The following is a 16,598-nucleotide window of genomic DNA, read 5'->3' on the forward strand; positions in this document are numbered from 1 at the left end:
TTATTTTTTAGCAGTTAATTCTTGAAATGTTTGTTGTTCACTCATCCATGCATCAAAGTCTTCTTCTTCTTCAACAACGATTTTCATCTGCATGTTATAGTGTGATGCTCCACAAATTTTATTACATAGTAGAAAGTAATCAAATTCGTATTCTTCAAGAGCCATGTCGCCTTGAGCTTCTAACTCAATACTATTCTCCTCTCTAATTTCATTTATTGTTTGAACTTTGTCAACCATGTAATCAGTTTGACGCATTTCTTCAGTTGTTAATGTTGGTGTAAAGCCAAACTGAGTGATCATACCTGGAACAACGTTCATTTGCGCTCTAAAATGAGGGAAGTAAGCTGAGTGAAGAACATCTTGAGATCTAAATTTGAAGATGACAGGTCTTCCTTTAGGAAGGTGTAGTTCATTAACTATAACATCATCCTCAGTATAAGGATCACTTTCGTCAAGGCCAAGTTGATTAACACCTTCAATAAAACGGACGTTAGCTTTTCCTAAAGTCTTATCATTACCAGCGTATCTTGCTCTCCAGTCAAACTGGTAAGCATAGATTTCAACAACTAGCGTCTCATCTGTTTCTTCTAAATTCATGATATCGTTCCAGCTGAATAACCCATAAATAATTAATCCTGCTAACGCAATAACTGGAATAATTGTCCAGATGAATTCTAACTTATCATTATCTGCATAGAATAATGCTTTTCTACCTTTTTTACCGTGATATTTATAAGCAAACCAATGAAGTAGGAACTGCGTAATCATTTGTACGAAAATCAGTAATCCCATTGATATAAGCATCAATTGGTCGAATGTGTGACCGTGTTCAGATGCTGAATCAGGTAATAATAATTTACCATATTCCCAGAATGAATAAAACATCAATCCGTAAAGGAAAACAGTAAAGGCGAGCATTAATTGAGCTTGGTTCTTATTGTCTTTGTTATCTGCTATTTCAGTATCATTACTGTCTGAGGGTTTTGACAATTTGACAATTTTGGATAATTGCCAAAAGGTAATCCCTAAGAGTGCGATAACTATGATTATAAGTAATGTCGTCATTTGTTATTAATTTAATTCTTTGTTTTTTTAGTAATGGTAATTTTTACTTTCTTTAAGGAATGGATTGTTTTTAGGCAATAAATTGACTTTTCCAAGCGCATTAAAGACCACAAATATAAACAATCCTGCGATTAATAAAACAGAACTTATTTCTGGAATACCAATCGACCATGATTCACCTACTGTTCCTGGCGCAATCATCACATAAAAGTTAAGATAATGGCCAACTAAAATTGTTATACCACTAAAGACGATGATCCAGTTGATTCGTTTGAAATCAGAGTTCATCAATATCAACAATGGGAATAAGAAGTTGATAGCAACCATACCAAAGAATGGTATTTTATAATCTTGAATTCTTGCTGCGTAATAAACAATCTCTTCAGGAATATTTGAATACCAAATCAATAGAAATTGAGAGAACCATAAGTAAGTCCAGAAAATAGACATACCAAACATGAATTTAGCTAGATCATGAATATGACTGTCATTAACAAACTCCATATAGCCCAATTTCTTTAGGTAAATTGTAATTAAAGCAATAGCTGTAATACCTGCAACAAACATACTTGCAAATACATACCATCCGAATAAAGTACTGAACCAGTGTGTGTCAATACTCATAATCCAATCCCAAGACATCATAGATTCAGTCACAATGAAGAAAACCAAGAATATCGCTGATAGCTTGAAGTTCTTCTTGTGTAATCTAATATCAGGATTGTTGTCTAATTTTCTTGAGTTGTTGATAATCACTCTAGAAAGTAAAATCCATCCTCCGATATAAATCAAAGCTCTGATAAAAAAGAAAGGAATATTTAAATAGCCAGTTTTAGCCGATATAATTGAATCATTCGCAACAATCTCAGGATCCATCCATATAAAAAGATGATTCATGTTTAACGCTGAGAATATAAAAATAACAATTAGTATTACAGCACCAGGGAGCATGTAATGAGAAACCCCTTCCATAACTCGGAATAGAACTGGTGACCAACCTGCTTGTGAAGCGTGCTGAATTGCATAAAATGCAAATGCACCCAAGGCAAGTAGGAAGAAAAACAAGCTTGACGTATAAATTGCTGTCCAAGGTTTGTTTTTCAGTTGTGTTAATACGTGCTCTGCGTGAGAATCGTGATCATCAACATGATCTGCATTTGCTGCATTAGCAGTATTTGCTTCATCGCCATGATGATCATTAGCTAGCATTTCCTTAACTTCTTCTACTGAAGAAGGAGTATCTACAAAGCTATAAATTAAACCAACTGCACCTACAATCATTAAAATTATAGCAGTGAGTTGTACGTTTTTTGACATCTTATACATAACTATCTATCTTGATGTTTCTAAATTATTGTTCGTTTTCAAATGGAGGTTGCTCTACACCGTCTAAATCGCCTTTAAGCTTCATAACATACATGTTAACTTGCCACATTTCTTTCTGGCTTAGTTGTGATGCGTAAGAACCCATAGTGTTAAGACCATATTTGGTGACATGGTAAACACTTCCTTCTGTTATAGCTCGACCTTGATCATCAAAAGCAGGAACACCTAATATTTTTTCATTTTTGACTAGGATGCCTTTTCCATCACCTGCACCATGACATACAGCACAGTAAATATTGAAAAGCTCTGTACCTTTTTGCATATTATCTTCAGTATACGCAATCGGGTTTCTAAGTTCAGCTTTTGCTGCATCGTAACCATCTAAATTATCCTCGTATTCATAAGGCATCCAACCTCTAGAGATTGATCCTTCTACAGGTAGCTTTGCTTCTTGTCCCTCATAGAAAATTTCATATTCTCCATAAGTTTCATAAGCATCTGAATACATCATGTTCGGGAAATACTGCGCGCCTTTTCCATCTTCATCAGCACATGAAAAAATAGTAAAAGCAAACATTGCTAGTAATATGAAGTTAAACTTATTCATCTCTAGTTATCTTTTAATTTTATTTCTGTAGCTCCCGAATTATAAACTAAATCAGTAAGCTCTTTATGATTCTTTTCGTTAACTGAAATTTCCATTAGAAATCGGTCATCAGTTGTTCTTAAGTCTGGATTTTCAGCTTTTTTAAACGGCCATAATTTACTTCTCATATAAAAAGTAATAACCATTAAGTGAGCAGCAAAAAACACTGTCAATTCGAACATAATTGGAACAAATGATGGCATATTTTCAATAAAACTGAAACTTGGTTTACCACCAATGTTTTGAGGCCAATCTTCAATCATGATAAAATTCATCATAGCCGTTGCCACAACAAGTCCAACAATACCATATAAAAAGGCTGTGATGGCTAACCTTGTTTCTTTTAAACCCATTGCTTTATCTAATCCATGGACAGGGAATGGGGTATAGACTTCTTCAATATGATATTTATTAGCGCGGACAGATTTAACTGCTTCCATCAAAATATCATCGTCTGTATAAATTGCTTGTAATACTTTTGACGCCATTTTCTATTTATTAAATTCGTTAGTAAAGTCTGGCTTAGCCTCTTGCTTATAAGGGTCATGCAATGGAGCATCGTCACCTTTTTCAGCTCTAATCTTTTTATATTTCTCACCTGATGATTTCAGGATTGATTTTAATTCTGCTTGTGCAATCACTGGGAATGTACGTGCATATAATAAGAATAATACAAAGAAGAATCCAATTGTTCCAACAAAAATACCGATATCCACATAAGTAGGAGAGAACATTGTCCATGCTGATGGCATATAATCTCTATGCAATGAAGTTGCAATAATCACAAATCTCTCAAACCACATTCCGATGTTTACCACGATAGAAATAAAGAAAGAGAACATGATACTTCTTCTCAATTTTGGGAACCACATAAATTGTGGTGAGATCACGTTACATGTCATCATTGACCAGTATGCCCACCAATAAGGTCCTGTTGCTCTATTTAAGAAAGCGAATTGCTCGTATTCAACTCCTGAATACCACGCCATAAATAACTCTGTAATATAAGCCACACCAACAATAGAACCCGTAATCATAATAACAATGTTCATCAATTCGATATGTTGATGAGTAATGTATGCTTCAAGACTTGATACTTTTCTCATTGTAATAAGTAAAGTATTTACCATTGCGAATCCAGAAAAAATCGCCCCTGCAACGAAGTAAGGAGGGAAGATTGTAGTGTGCCATCCTGGGATAACTGAAGTTGCGAAGTCAAATGATACAATGGTATGTACAGAAAGTACAAGTGGTGTTGCTAAACCTGCTAAAACTAAGTGGATTTCTTCAAAACGTTGCCAATCTTTAGCACGTCCTGACCATCCAAATGATAGGATGCCATATATTTTTTTCTGGAAAGGCTTAACCGCTCTATCACGAATCATCGCAAAGTCAGGTAACAAACCTGTCCACCAGAAAACCAATGAAACTGATAAGTAAGTTGAAATTGCAAAAACGTCCCAAAGTAATGGCGAGTTAAAGTTAACCCATAAAGATCCAAATTGATTTGGAATTGGCAATACCCAATAAGCTAACCAAGGACGGCCCATGTGAATAATTGGGAAAAGTCCTGCTTGAACAACAGCGAAAATTGTCATTGCTTCGGCAGATCTGTTAATGGACATTCTCCATTTTTGTCTGAAAAGCAAGAGTACCGCTGAAATTAATGTTCCGGCATGACCAATACCAACCCACCAAACGAAGTTAGTAATATCCCAAGCCCAACCAATTGTTTTGTTTAATCCCCAAGTTCCAATACCTGTGGATACGGTGTAAATAATACATCCAAGTCCCCATAAAAAGGCAATTAGAGATATTGAAAATACTATCCACCAAGATTTGTTAGCCTTTCCCTCTACTGGTCTCACAACATCAAGTGTGACATCATGGTATGATTTATCTCCAGTAATTAAGGGTTTTCTTATAGGCGCTTCGTAATGAGACATAATACGCTATTGATTTATTTCTTATTTATTAAGCTTCTGTTGTGTTTCTAACTTTAGTTTGATACATCACATTTGGTTTAGTACCAAGATACTCAAGAAGGTGATACATCCTATCGTCATCTCTTTTTTCGACAACTTTACTTTCTTTATCATTGACATCACCAAACACCATTGCACCTTTATCACAAGCTGCTGAACAAGCTGTTTGGAATTCACCATCTTTTATTTCTCTGCCATCACGTTTAGCATCTAAAATAGTTTTCTGAGTCATTTGGATACAAAGAGAACATTTCTCCATGACACCTCTTGATCTTACTGTGACATCTGGGTTTAAAACCATACGTCCTAAATCATTATTCATGTGATAATCAAACTCATCGTTTTGACTATACTGGAACCAGTTAAACCTTCTCACTTTGTAAGGACAGTTGTTTGCACAATATCTTGTACCAACACATCTATTGTAAGTCATATGGTTTTGACCTTGACGGCTATGAGCTGTCGCAGCTACTGGGCAAACTGTTTCACAAGGCGCGTGATTACAGTGTTGACACATCACTGGCTGGAAAATTACTTGAACATCAGTTTCTGATGGCTCTTCTAATTCAGCAAATTTGCTTAAAGATTCACTTAAACCAGAAATATTGTCTTTCTTTTCATAATCTCCTTGTAAAGAATCTTCTGAAGAATAATATCGGTCAATTCTTAACCAGTGCATATCTCTACTCTTACGGACTTCATGTTTTCCAACTACAGGAACATTATTTTCACTATGACATGCAATCACACAAGCACCACAGCCTGTACACGAGTTAAGGTCGATAGAAAGGTTAAAGTGATGACCGATTTCACGATCAAATTCTTGCCATAAGTCAACATCTGGTGATGTTACTTTTGTAGGTTTATGATTTAAAGAAACTTCAGGTGTTTTATTCCACGAGTCTTTCTCACTCGTGTTGAAAATTTCTAAAGTTGTTTCTTTGACAATATCACGGCGTCCCATCATAGTATGATGTAGTTGAACACAAGCAAATTCATGAACTCCAGTGCCTTTCGAAAGTGATACATCTTGATGTGTATTAAAATCTTTATATAATTTAAAGGCATTGTGACCAACTTGCATTTCTTCCTGAATAGATTCAGTTTTACCATAACCTAAGGCTAAACCTATTGAACCTGGAGCTTGTCCTGGTTGGATAAATGCTGGTATGTTTTCTATAGTTGTCTCGCCGAGTGTGAGGTTAACATAATCTCCATTCAACGCACCATCAGCTACATTGTAATTTTTAAGACCTAAGCTCTCAGCATCACTTTTCGCTATAGTAATGTAATTATCCCAAGATGTTCTAGTGATTGGGTCAGGCATTTCTTGCAACCATGGGTTGTTAGATTGTTGCCCATCTCCAATTGAAGTTTTTGTGTATAATGTTAATTCAAGATTATCTCCTGAATGAGCCAATAGCTGTCTTGCTACTGAACTCGCATTGAATGCAGAAGAGATTGTTTCTTCTTCAGAGTCTTCTTTATTAACTTCACTTTCGTAAGTGAAAGTTCCATCATGTAAACTTTGATTCCAAGATAATCCACCAAAATTTTGGTTAAATGTTTCTTTTATAAAACCATAGTAGTCTGTTGATTCACTAATGATGTTTAAAAGACACTCTTCAAATTGACGTGTATCAAAAAGAGGTTGGATTGTTGGCTGTATGAGGCTAAAGGTTTTTTTTGTCAATTGAACATCTCCCCATGACTCTAAGTAGTGAGGTGTTGAAGCTACATACTTAGCTTGCGTTGCTGTTTCATCTAGTTTCATACTGAATGCAACAGTGGCATCAACATTTTGCATAGCTTCAGTGAATTCTTCAGAATTTGGTAGACTGTAAACCGGATTTATTCCAGCTGTCATTAACACACCAATTTGACCTGACTGCATTTCTTCAATTAATCTATCAATTTTTGAATTTTCGCCTTGGCGAATCATTCTTGCATTGTCTGTATCGATGATTGTGCTTGCTAATGCAGCATTGATTTCAAGAGCCATGCGTTGTGCACCTTCATCTTGAATACCCGTAATTAAAACTGACTTTGAACCACCTTTCTTAAGTGAATTCACAGCTGAATCAACAGCTTTTTGTGTTTTAGCATTTAATTCAGTTGAGCCTGCATTTGAAACAATCTGATTGTAAATTTCAACTAGAACTTGCTTTTGAACAGAAGGTTTAGTTGCAACACGCTTATCTGCGTTTCCGCCTGATAATGTCATGTTTGCTTCAAATTGAACGTGACGTGACATTTTTCCACTCTTAGGCTCACGACCTCTTGAATAGCTTGCGTCAAATCCGCCACCTTGCCAGTCTCCTAAGAAATCAGCACCAACACTAACGATTGTTGCTGCTTTGCTAAAGTCATAGTTTGGAAGTGCTTTGTAACCAAATTTTCCTTGAAAAGCTTTTAATGCGGCTTCTTCAGAAACAGAATCGTATACGATATGTTCTGTATTAGGGTACTTTTCTTTAAATTGTTTTATTAAACGATCTGTTGATGGACTTGCAAAAGTCTGCGTCAATAGAACGATTTTTTTTGTTGATGCTAAGTTTAGTTCTATACCTACTTTTTCATCAAATTCAGACCAAGTTGCATCTCTACCCTCAATTTGAGGATTTTGAAGACGCTTGATGTCATATAAATCTAAAACAGAAGCGTGAACTCTTGCTTTACCTGCTGTAAAATCTTTTGCACTTGTATTGTTGTCAATCTTTATTGGCCTGCCTTCTCTTGTTTTTACAAGAACGCTAGCAAAGTCATATCCGTTTGCAATTGTTGTTGCATAATAATCAGCTACACCAGGAACTAATCTATCTGGCTGAACAACATAAGGAATAGATTTAACAACAGGACCTTCACATGCTGCAAGTGAAGCTGCAGCTGTACTAAATCCAACATATTTTAAGAAATCTCGACGTGTAGTTTTAGAGTTTTCTAATTTTTCTTTATTACCTAAGAATTCATCGGTAGGAATATGCTCTACAAACTCGTTGTTTTCAAGTGATTGCACTTCTGGATTGTTTTCATCCAGTTGTGCTTCACTTTTCCAATATTTTTTTTCTGATGACATATCTCGATTCAAATTTTCTTCATTATTATTAATAGTGACACTTACCGCATTCGATTCCGCCCATTTGAGCTGCAGTAACTTTTTCTACGCCATACTTTTTTGCTAGCTCTTCATGAATCTTTTCATAGTAAGCATTGCCTTCCATTTTAACATTTGTTTCTCTATGGCAATTAATACACCATCCCATTGTTAAAGGAGAATCTTGGTACATGATTTCCATTTCTTCAACTGGACCGTGACAAGTCTGACATTCAATTTGTCCTACGCTCACATGTTGAGAGTGATTAAAGTATGCAAAATCAGGAAGGTTGTGTATTCTTACCCATTTCACAGGTTTTGTTTCTCCCGTGTAAGATTGCGTTGAAGGATCCCATCCAGTTGCATCATAAAGCTTTTGGATTTCTCCGTCATAAAATTCTTTTGAGTATTCTTCAGTGGCTGTTTCGTCAGAAACTTCAGCAATTTGCTTATGACAATTCATACAGGTATTTAGTGAAGGAATGCCTGAATGTTTAGATTTTCTTGCAGATGAGTGACAATATTTACATTCAATTTGGTTATCGCCTGCGTGAATTCTGTGTGAGTAGTGAATAGGTTGAATTGGTTCATAACCTTGGTCAACACCAACGTTCATCAAAGCACCATAGCCAAACCACGTCACGACTAAAAGCATAACACCAACAGTTAGAATAATCAGGAATTGATTTTCTGCAAATGCAACCCAAATAGGCTTACCTTTTTCTTTTTTCTCTTCAACTTCAACACCATTAACTTCCGCAAATTTGCGTAATGTTTTATTAACCAAGTAAAGAATTACTGCAAGCATCAATAAAACGAATGCTAATACGCCAATAATGACTTCATTAGAAATGCCAGATCCGCCACCGCCGTCTGCAACTGCAGCACCAGCCTCAGCTTCCTTCTTTTTTGGTTCTGGTTTTGGTTGTTCTACATATGCTAGAATGTCGTCAATGTCTTTATTGCTTAACTGGGGGAAAGCATTCATAGAAACTTTGTTCCATTCATTGTAAACAGCAACAGCTTCAGAATCTCCTGAAGCAATTAATTCTTGACTGTTCTTAATCCATTTGTAAAGCCATTCCATATCACGACGTTCAGTTACGCCATGTAAAGCAGGGCCCACACCGTCCTTGTAAGGTTTGTGACATGCAGCACATAAAGAATTGAATAAATCCTTTCCGGCTACCGGGTCAGCTCCGGGAATCGCCGATTCAGTGCTTTCTGCAGATGCTTCATCTTCCTGAGCATAAGTGCTTGAAAGTGAAAAGATAAGAATGGATAGTAAAAAATACTTTAAAATTCCTTGATTTAAGGTCACCTTTCTCATAGTGTTGTAATTAACTATTTTTGTTAAGCTTGTAAGTTGTAATATTCTGTTAATTTAACAAGCCAGAATTGTTCACAAAAGTAATACTTAACAATGATTTTCTGAATAGACTCATTTGTTAAATGCTAATTTATAACGCTTCTAAATAGATTGTGACGCAAATATATTATTTTAGCTGAAAATTTTTCCATGAAATATCTTTTTTGTTTTCTCTTCATTTATTCATCATTTACCGTTTTTTCTCAGTCAGAAATCAAAGGTGAAAATGCAAGGCTTGTACAAGAACTTAGTTCAACCAAAAGTAAGCTAGAGTCGAGATTTCAGCTGAAATCAGTTTATAAAATACAAGTGTTTTCAGGAAGTATTCAACAAGCCAAAAAAGTCAAAAACGACTATGATCAGTTAGCGCTAGATTTTAGCTCAATGATTTTTTATGAGTCTCCAAATTACAAGGTTTGGATTGGAAGTTTCCGAACTAAACTAGATGCTGATAGAGCTTTTCTTGAATTAAAAAATGACTTTCCTCATGCTTTTGTGTTTCAACCAGGTCGCTAACTTTATTTAATTAACACTTCTTTTACAATCGTTAAAATGTTGTCCAATACGGCTATTTTATTTTTTTATCAGAATCCTGAATTCGAAAAGAAAAATCTGGGCGTAAAAAGGCAGCAATTTTTTCATTATCAAAACAATCGAATTCTAAAAGAATTAAAAAAGTCTGGGTTTAAATTTTTCTGTTATGATGAATCAAAACAAAGAGGACAAACTTTTGCAGAGCGTTACCTCAATGCTATTGATGATGTTTTTAAACTAGGTTACAAAAAAGTCATTTCCATAGGGAATGATTCACCACATTTAAACACTAATCACTTAAATCAAGCAGCTCTTGATCTTCAAAAGAAAGATATGTGTTTTGGGCCTTCTTATGATGGCGGTTTTTATTTGTGGGGATTAAATCATTCGTGTTTTGATAAAGAAGCATTCTCTCAATTAAATTGGCAATCTTCAACAATTCTTGATGAAATCAACAATATTGCTGTTATTCACAAACAAAGTTATTCACTTTTAGAAAAGTTAATTGACATTGATACTCAAGCTGATGTTGATCTAATTCTTACAAGTGAAAAGAAGTTGTCAACGTTGATCACCTTTCTGCTATCTGCAATGTTAAGTGTTAATCGGCTAGCTCAAGATTGTCACAACTCTCGTTTGTTAAAATCCAACACTCCAATTTATTATAATAAAGGTTCGCCGCTTGATGTCGTTTTTCAGTAGCATTTAATTGTTCATTTTTAACGCATCTTGCATGTCCCGAATTTTATTTTTGTTTTTATGCTTACCTTTAATAGGTTCAGCACAGAATAACATATCAGCTCACATTTATAACAGTCACACAAATGAGCCTTTACAAAATGTTGAACTCAAATTATTCAATGTTTATCATGGTTTTAAGCAATTACAAACAACTTCATCTGCGGGTGTTGCACATTTTAAATCTGTGCCTTCACTTGATGGATTTCAAATTGTATTTAATGGGAATTCTCAGTTTAAACAAGCTAAAAGTGAAGTATTCAATTTGCGTTCAAATGAAAACCCGACAATTATTTTATACGCAATTTCTACAAAATCAGAAATCCAGAATTTAGATGAAGTTATTATTTCTTCTAAAAATCAGCCTCAATTAAATCGACGTGATGCTGAAGTTTCTTTTGAAATAAATTCTAAAGAAATTGAACAAATTCCCGTTGAAGGACGATCGATTTCAAAAGTGCTTCACCGCTTGCCAAATGTGACCAAAGCGACTGGATTTTTTACTGAAGCACCAAATGTAAGTGTCAATGGTGCCAATCCATTATTTACTAATTATACGGTTGATGGCTTAGATAATAATGAAAGATTTCTTGGAGGAATGCGATTTGCTATCCCATCAGGCGCTGTCAAAAATATGACTGTATTCACCAGTAATTATTCTGCGGAATATGGCTTGACACATAATGCTGTGATTGATGTGACAACAAAATCTGGTCGTAATCATCTTGAAGGAGAAGTTTTTTTCTTGACGCGACCTGGTTCTGTCATTGATGCTTCTAGTCCTTTTGCACAGAGAGATTTATCAGGCAATCAAGTTAAAGATGGTTTTGCACGTTATCAATCAGGTTTTTCTCTTGGTGGACCTTTGGTAAAAAATAAAACTTTCTTTTTTATAAATTACGAACACACGACAGATGTGAAAGATAACTTGTTGAATAGTCCAGATTTAGGAATTTCTGAAACAATTAGAGGGAAAAATAATTTTGATTATGTCACAGTTAAAATTGATCAGCATTGGAGTTCTCGTTTTAGATCTTCATTGCGTGCCAATTTAGGTTTAATCACTATTGACAACCAAGGCGGCGGTTTAGATGGCGGAGTTGCATTTCCTTCAGCTGGTTTTGCGCAAGAACGCAACAGCTTCAATTTAGCCTTTAAAAATGCTTATTATATTGATAATTTTGATTTTGAAACAAATTTTCAATACAGCCGCTTTCATTGGGATTATTCAAAATCTTTTCAAGATGGGCCTCAAGTCACAATCCGAAATCCTCAAGAGTTACCCATCGCAATTATCGGTAATAATGGAACGACCTTCGATGAGCTTGAAAACACTTTTCAGTTTCAACAGAAAGTGAGTTATTTCTATAAAAATCATACCTTCAAAGCTGGATTTCAGTTTTTGTCCGGCCAACATCAACTTTTTGGCGGTGGCAATCCTGATGGTAATTATCTTGTTGATTTGTCACAAAACCAACTTGACTTTTTAAGATCTCAAAATTTTGGAAGTCAATTATCACCTGAAGGTCTTCCTGCAGATGTTGATGTTGTCAATTATAATGTCGAATTAAATCCAAATTCTTTTGGAGCAACACAAAGAATTTATAGCTTTTATCTTGAAGATGAATGGCAAGCTTCACGCAATTTAAAATTGACTTTTGGGTTAAGATACGATTATGACAATCTTTCAAAAGGCGGCGGAACAAAAAGTGACGAAAATAATATCGCACCACGCTTAAATTTCAATTATCAATTGTCCGAAAACTCAGTGATCAGAGGTGGTTATGCCATTGCTTATGATAAAATTAATTATGCAATTTACAGCGATGCGCTTCAGCAAAACACAACTTCTGATGCTTATAAACAACAACTTCAAGCTTTGATTGATCAAGGTATTTTACCACAAAATACGTCTTTAGATCGCATCACTTTTGATGGGAATTTAGTTGCAAGTTTAACAGATGTCCCTTACCTCAATGCGCCAACGGCTTCAGATTTACAAAACCAAAGAGAAAGCATTTTTTCTAATGAACGTCGTATCTTAAACCCTAACGGCTATCAAAATCCTTACAGTCATCAGTTTTCTTTGGGATATCAAACAAAAATTGATGGTGATAAATTATTTTTCATCGATCTTTTTCATAACCGAGGTGAAGATTTGTTTCGTTTACGAAATTTAAATGCTGCTGAAGAGATGACGATTGATCAAAATTTCACTGCAGCTGATGTGAGAACTGTTGAAGAAGCTGATGCTTCAAGACCTATTCCTATTAAAAATAATCAAGGGATTATTAATGGTCAGTGGGTTGATGGTGTTGCAAGAAACATTGTGATGACAGAATCAAAAGGGAAATCAGAATACTGGGCGGCGAGTTTTAATTTTCAAAAATCACGTGGCGATGATGCTTATAAACTCAGGCTAAATTATACGATTTCTTCTTTAAAAAATAATACTGAGGATATCAACTTCCGAGCACAAGATGCTAATAATTATGAAGCAGAATGGGGACCGTCCATCAATGATAGAACGCATAACATCAATGGGATTCTGACTTATTTTCCATTGAAAAACACGCAATTAACTTTTGCAGGTTTGTTGCAAAGCGGACAACCAATTAACAGAATTCCTGATGCTGAAATATACGGAACCACTGATTTGAACGGAGACGGGTCAGGATTTGGTGAAGCTTATTTGGGTAACAGCGATAGGTCACCAGGTGAGTCTCGAAATAACGATCGATTGCCTTGGTCTTTTAATTTTGATCTTGGGGCTCAATATCAATTCGTGTTTAATGAAAATTCACGTTTCATCATTCGTGCCGATGTTTTCAATGTCTTTAATGTTGAAAATTTGAGCGGTTATAGCAATAATGCAACGCAGAGCAATCAGATTCAAGTTGGTTCAAAATCTTCAGGTCGTTTTGTTCAGCGTAATGCAGGTCCGCCACGTCAATTTCAGTTTGGTTTAACTTACTTATTTTAATAAAATGAAATTTTTAAAACTCGCTTTTAGTATATTAATTTTATTTTTTTTGATGTCTTGTCAAGAATCAAAAAAACAAGAAAAGATTGATTTGTCAGAATTATCTTGGGATGAAATTATTGAACAAGGCAAGTCTCAAGAGATCAATATGATGATGTGGAAAGGCGACCCAAAAATCAATGCTTATATGCAAGATGTTGTGAAACCTTTAGTGAAAGAAAAATACAATGTCAAACTCAATATAATCAGTGGTCAAGGTAATGTTTTGGTGCAAAGTTTAATGAACGAAATTCAGGCGAATGTGAGTCAAAGTGAACTTGATATGCTCTGGATTAACGGCGAAACTTTTTATCAATTACGACAGATTGATGCTTTGTTTGGCCCATGGACTGAAAAACTTCCGAATGCAAAATATATCGATTTTGAGAATCCTTTCATAGGTAAAGATTTTCAGCAAGAGATAAATGGTTATGAAATGCCTTGGGGAAATGTTCAAATGACTTTAATCTATAATTCTGATAAAGTTCAAAACCTACCACAATCACGAGAAGAATTATTTGATTTTGTTAAAGAAAACCCAGGTAAATTAACTTTCGATAATCATTTTACGGGTTTAACTTTTATGAAAAGTTTACTGATTGATATTGCTGGAAGGAAAACACTTTCTGGTGAATTTGATGAAGAAAAATACATGAAGTACAGCGCAGAATTATTTTCTTATCTCAAAAAAATAAAACCTTATTTATGGCGAAAAGGCAAAGTTTTTCCTGAAGATGTGGCGCAAATACATCAACTTTTTGCCGCTGGTGAATTATGGTTTACAATGAGTAATAATGACGCAGAAGTGGATAATAAAATTAGCGAAGGTCTCTTTTCAAAAAATTCGCGGGCTTATGTTCCCGAATTCGGAAGTATCCAGAACTCTCACTATCTCGGGATTCCTGAAAAATCTGCTTATAAATTATCAGCGATGCTGGTAATTAATGAAATGATTTCGCCTGAATTACAGTTTCAAAAAATGCGACCAGAAGTTTGGGGAGACGGAAGTGTTCTTGATTTTAAAAAGTTGCCTATAGAGATTCAAAAGAAATGGAATTCTTCAAAAAAAAGACAATATGCGCCATCAAGAGTTGAAATTCAGAAAAATGCTTTGCAAGAATTGGCACCAGAATATATGATAAGATTGGCGGATGATTTTCAAGAAAAAATACTTCAAGAGTGAATCTAAAATTTACATACACAAAACTTCTCAGAGTCATTTTCTTGATGTTGATCCTCTTGCCAACTTTGGCAGGTTTTACTTATGCTTTGCTTTATAGTTTTGGCCTAACGGGTTTGCTTAGTGAAGGTTTCACCTTAAAGCATTGGACTGAAACTTTATCTGATTTCTATGCTTGGAAGTCCATTGGTTTTAGTTTAATGATTGCCATGATCAGTGTGTTTATCAGTTTTTGGATATCACTTTTTTTGGTTTTAAAACTCACAAAAGATTTTCAAAAGAAATGGTTTCACCGTCTAATTTTCGTGCCTTTGTGTTTCCCAGCAACCGTGATGGCCTTATATGTGCTACAAACTTTTTCTAAATCAGGTTTTTTTTCAAGAATAAGTTATCAATTGGGTTTTATTGATCAAATAGAAAGTTTTCCTGAATTAACAAATGATGCTTACGGTATCGGGATTATGCTGACTTCAGTTTTGATGGTTTTTCCTTTTTTTACAATTTATATCAAAAATATTTTTGATGCCGAAAAACTAAATGAATATCAGCAGTTGTCACAAAGTTTAGGAGCTTCATCTCTACAAACGTTCTGGAAAATTTCATTACCAATTTTATGGCGAAAATCTAAACTGACTTTGATGCTTTACATCATTTTTGTGATGGGAAGTTATGAGGTGCCTTTACTTTTAGGTCGACAAAATCCGCAGATGATAACACCACGAATTGTTGATAAAGCACAGCGCTTTAATCTTCAAGATATTCCTCAGGCTTATGCCATGGCACTAATGTATTTAGGTGTTGTTTTAATTTTAATTCTAGTGACTTCAGCTTCTTTTGTTCAATTTTTTAAAAGAAAATCTGATGCTTAAAAGAACTATACATCTCGTTTTAATCACCCTAATTTTATTACCTATCTTGGTTTTAATGATGTTGTCATTTGGTGAGCAATGGATTTTTCCTGATGTTTTCCCTCAAAATTTCAACACCAAAACTTGGCTGAAATTGTTTTCATCAGATTCTGAAATAAGTAAAAGTTTAGGCTTATCGGTTCTGATATCTTTAAGTGTTGCTTTTTTATCAACCTTAATGGCTTTTGTTTTTTCTAAAGTGATTTCGACCTCAAAATATAAAAATCAATACATCAAACTTGCTTATTTACCATATATATTATCACCAGTTGTTTTGGGCGTTTTATGGCATTATTTTGCTGTGGTTTTAAAACTAAATGCAAGCTTTTTTGGTGTTGTTTTAGCACAATTTCTCATTTGTTTTCCTTTTGGTTTTATCATATTATCGAGTTTCTGGTCTCGTCATATTTATGATATTCAAAATTTGAGTTTCACTTTAGGCGCTTCAACATATTTTAGTTTTAAAAGAATTATTTTTCCCTTAGCAAAACCTATTTTAGGTTTATGTTTCTTTCAATGTTTTCTGATTTCGTGGTTTGATTATGGTTTAACACAATTAATCGGTGGCGGACAAATCAAAACACTAACTTTATCGGTGTTTAATTTTATCAAAGAGGCTAATATTTTCTTGGCAGCTATAGCAAGTTTACTTCTCTTGTTTCCTCCGTTATTGCTTTTGTTTTTTAATAAAAAAATTAAGTTTAAAAGAAGTTTGATTAACACTCATTAAA

13 protein-coding genes are annotated in these 16,598 nt (G+C 34.7%); 6 read left to right on the forward strand and 7 right to left on the reverse strand.

The genetic code is table 11. The annotated features are described in order from the left end of the window. From BLV84_RS10450 to BLV84_RS10480, 7 genes are read right to left on the reverse strand one after another with little or no spacing between them, the layout of a single operon-like run. The gene (locus BLV84_RS10450; RefSeq protein WP_093244819.1) at positions 1 to 1,065 is read right to left on the reverse strand and encodes a cytochrome c oxidase subunit II; all 1,065 of its coding nucleotides are present in this window, start codon (positions 1,063 to 1,065) and stop codon (positions 1 to 3) included. Positions 1,066 to 1,092: 27 nt separating this feature from the next. Continuing rightward, positions 1,093 to 2,391: a quinol:cytochrome C oxidoreductase gene (locus tag BLV84_RS10455; RefSeq protein ID WP_093244823.1), complete on the reverse strand. Its 1,299-nt coding sequence runs from the start codon at positions 2,389 to 2,391 to the stop codon at positions 1,093 to 1,095. Positions 2,392 to 2,416: 25 nt separating this feature from the next. Next, positions 2,417 to 2,998: a c-type cytochrome gene (locus BLV84_RS10460; RefSeq protein ID WP_093244828.1), complete on the reverse strand. Its 582-nt coding sequence runs from the start codon at positions 2,996 to 2,998 to the stop codon at positions 2,417 to 2,419. 2 nt (positions 2,999 to 3,000) lie between these two features. Further along, the gene (locus BLV84_RS10465; RefSeq protein ID WP_093244833.1) at positions 3,001 to 3,525 is read right to left on the reverse strand and encodes a DUF3341 domain-containing protein; all 525 of its coding nucleotides are present in this window, start codon (positions 3,523 to 3,525) and stop codon (positions 3,001 to 3,003) included. Positions 3,526 to 3,528: 3 nt separating this feature from the next. Beyond that, a complete protein-coding gene (nrfD, locus tag BLV84_RS10470) occupies positions 3,529 to 4,983 on the reverse strand; it encodes an NrfD/PsrC family molybdoenzyme membrane anchor subunit (RefSeq protein WP_093244838.1) in 1,455 nt (484 codons plus the stop codon). Between the two features lie 28 nt (positions 4,984 to 5,011). Continuing rightward, complete coding sequence (locus BLV84_RS10475) at positions 5,012 to 8,098, reverse strand: TAT-variant-translocated molybdopterin oxidoreductase (RefSeq protein WP_093244842.1); 3,087 nt, start codon at positions 8,096 to 8,098, stop codon at positions 5,012 to 5,014. Between the two features lie 28 nt (positions 8,099 to 8,126). Next, the gene (locus tag BLV84_RS10480) at positions 8,127 to 9,446 is read right to left on the reverse strand and encodes a c-type cytochrome (RefSeq protein ID WP_093244847.1); all 1,320 of its coding nucleotides are present in this window, start codon (positions 9,444 to 9,446) and stop codon (positions 8,127 to 8,129) included. Positions 9,447 to 9,635: 189 nt separating this feature from the next. Between BLV84_RS10480 and BLV84_RS10485 the strand changes: the two genes are divergently transcribed. From BLV84_RS10485 to BLV84_RS10510, 6 genes are read left to right on the forward strand one after another with little or no spacing between them, the layout of a single operon-like run. Then, positions 9,636 to 10,001 carry a hypothetical protein gene (locus tag BLV84_RS10485; RefSeq protein WP_093244852.1) on the forward strand — a complete coding sequence of 122 codons (366 nt, stop codon included), beginning with the start codon at positions 9,636 to 9,638 and terminating at the stop codon, positions 9,999 to 10,001. 36 nt (positions 10,002 to 10,037) lie between these two features. Next, positions 10,038 to 10,721 (forward strand): TIGR04282 family arsenosugar biosynthesis glycosyltransferase, encoded by a 684-nt coding sequence (locus BLV84_RS10490; RefSeq protein ID WP_093244857.1) that lies wholly within the window; start codon positions 10,038 to 10,040, stop codon positions 10,719 to 10,721. Positions 10,722 to 10,752: 31 nt separating this feature from the next. Next, positions 10,753 to 13,740: a TonB-dependent receptor plug domain-containing protein gene (locus tag BLV84_RS10495; protein WP_093244860.1), complete on the forward strand. Its 2,988-nt coding sequence runs from the start codon at positions 10,753 to 10,755 to the stop codon at positions 13,738 to 13,740. A 52-nt stretch (positions 13,741 to 13,792) separates the two neighbouring features. Next, positions 13,793 to 14,962 (forward strand): ABC transporter substrate-binding protein, encoded by a 1,170-nt coding sequence (locus tag BLV84_RS10500; protein WP_234953140.1) that lies wholly within the window; start codon positions 13,793 to 13,795, stop codon positions 14,960 to 14,962. Next, positions 14,959 to 15,828 carry an ABC transporter permease subunit gene (locus BLV84_RS10505; protein ID WP_234953141.1) on the forward strand — a complete coding sequence of 290 codons (870 nt, stop codon included), beginning with the start codon at positions 14,959 to 14,961 and terminating at the stop codon, positions 15,826 to 15,828. Before BLV84_RS10500 ends, BLV84_RS10505 begins: the two co-directional genes overlap by 4 nt. Next, positions 15,821 to 16,597: an ABC transporter permease gene (locus BLV84_RS10510; protein WP_093245183.1), complete on the forward strand. Its 777-nt coding sequence runs from the start codon at positions 15,821 to 15,823 to the stop codon at positions 16,595 to 16,597. Before BLV84_RS10505 ends, BLV84_RS10510 begins: the two co-directional genes overlap by 8 nt. The last annotated feature ends 1 nt before the right edge of the window (position 16,598 follow it).

The organism is Psychroflexus halocasei, from assembly GCF_900107595.1.
GTDB lineage: Bacteria > Bacteroidota > Bacteroidia > Flavobacteriales > Flavobacteriaceae > Psychroflexus > Psychroflexus halocasei.

Coding starts and splice junctions, on each gene's coding strand:
- BLV84_RS10450 (WP_093244819.1), bottom strand. CDS start 1,065: ATGACGACATTACTTATAATCATAGTTATCGCACTCTTAGGGATTACC.
- BLV84_RS10455 (WP_093244823.1), bottom strand. CDS start 2,391: ATGTATAAGATGTCAAAAAACGTACAACTCACTGCTATAATTTTAATG.
- BLV84_RS10460 (WP_093244828.1), bottom strand. CDS start 2,998: ATGAATAAGTTTAACTTCATATTACTAGCAATGTTTGCTTTTACTATT.
- BLV84_RS10465 (WP_093244833.1), bottom strand. CDS start 3,525: ATGGCGTCAAAAGTATTACAAGCAATTTATACAGACGATGATATTTTG.
- nrfD (WP_093244838.1), bottom strand. CDS start 4,983: ATGTCTCATTACGAAGCGCCTATAAGAAAACCCTTAATTACTGGAGAT.
- BLV84_RS10475 (WP_093244842.1), bottom strand. CDS start 8,098: ATGTCATCAGAAAAAAAATATTGGAAAAGTGAAGCACAACTGGATGAA.
- BLV84_RS10480 (WP_093244847.1), bottom strand. CDS start 9,446: ATGAGAAAGGTGACCTTAAATCAAGGAATTTTAAAGTATTTTTTACTA.
- BLV84_RS10485 (WP_093244852.1), top strand. CDS start 9,636: ATGAAATATCTTTTTTGTTTTCTCTTCATTTATTCATCATTTACCGTT.
- BLV84_RS10490 (WP_093244857.1), top strand. CDS start 10,038: ATGTTGTCCAATACGGCTATTTTATTTTTTTATCAGAATCCTGAATTC.
- BLV84_RS10495 (WP_093244860.1), top strand. CDS start 10,753: ATGTCCCGAATTTTATTTTTGTTTTTATGCTTACCTTTAATAGGTTCA.
- BLV84_RS10500 (WP_234953140.1), top strand. CDS start 13,793: ATGTCTTGTCAAGAATCAAAAAAACAAGAAAAGATTGATTTGTCAGAA.
- BLV84_RS10510 (WP_093245183.1), top strand. CDS start 15,821: ATGCTTAAAAGAACTATACATCTCGTTTTAATCACCCTAATTTTATTA.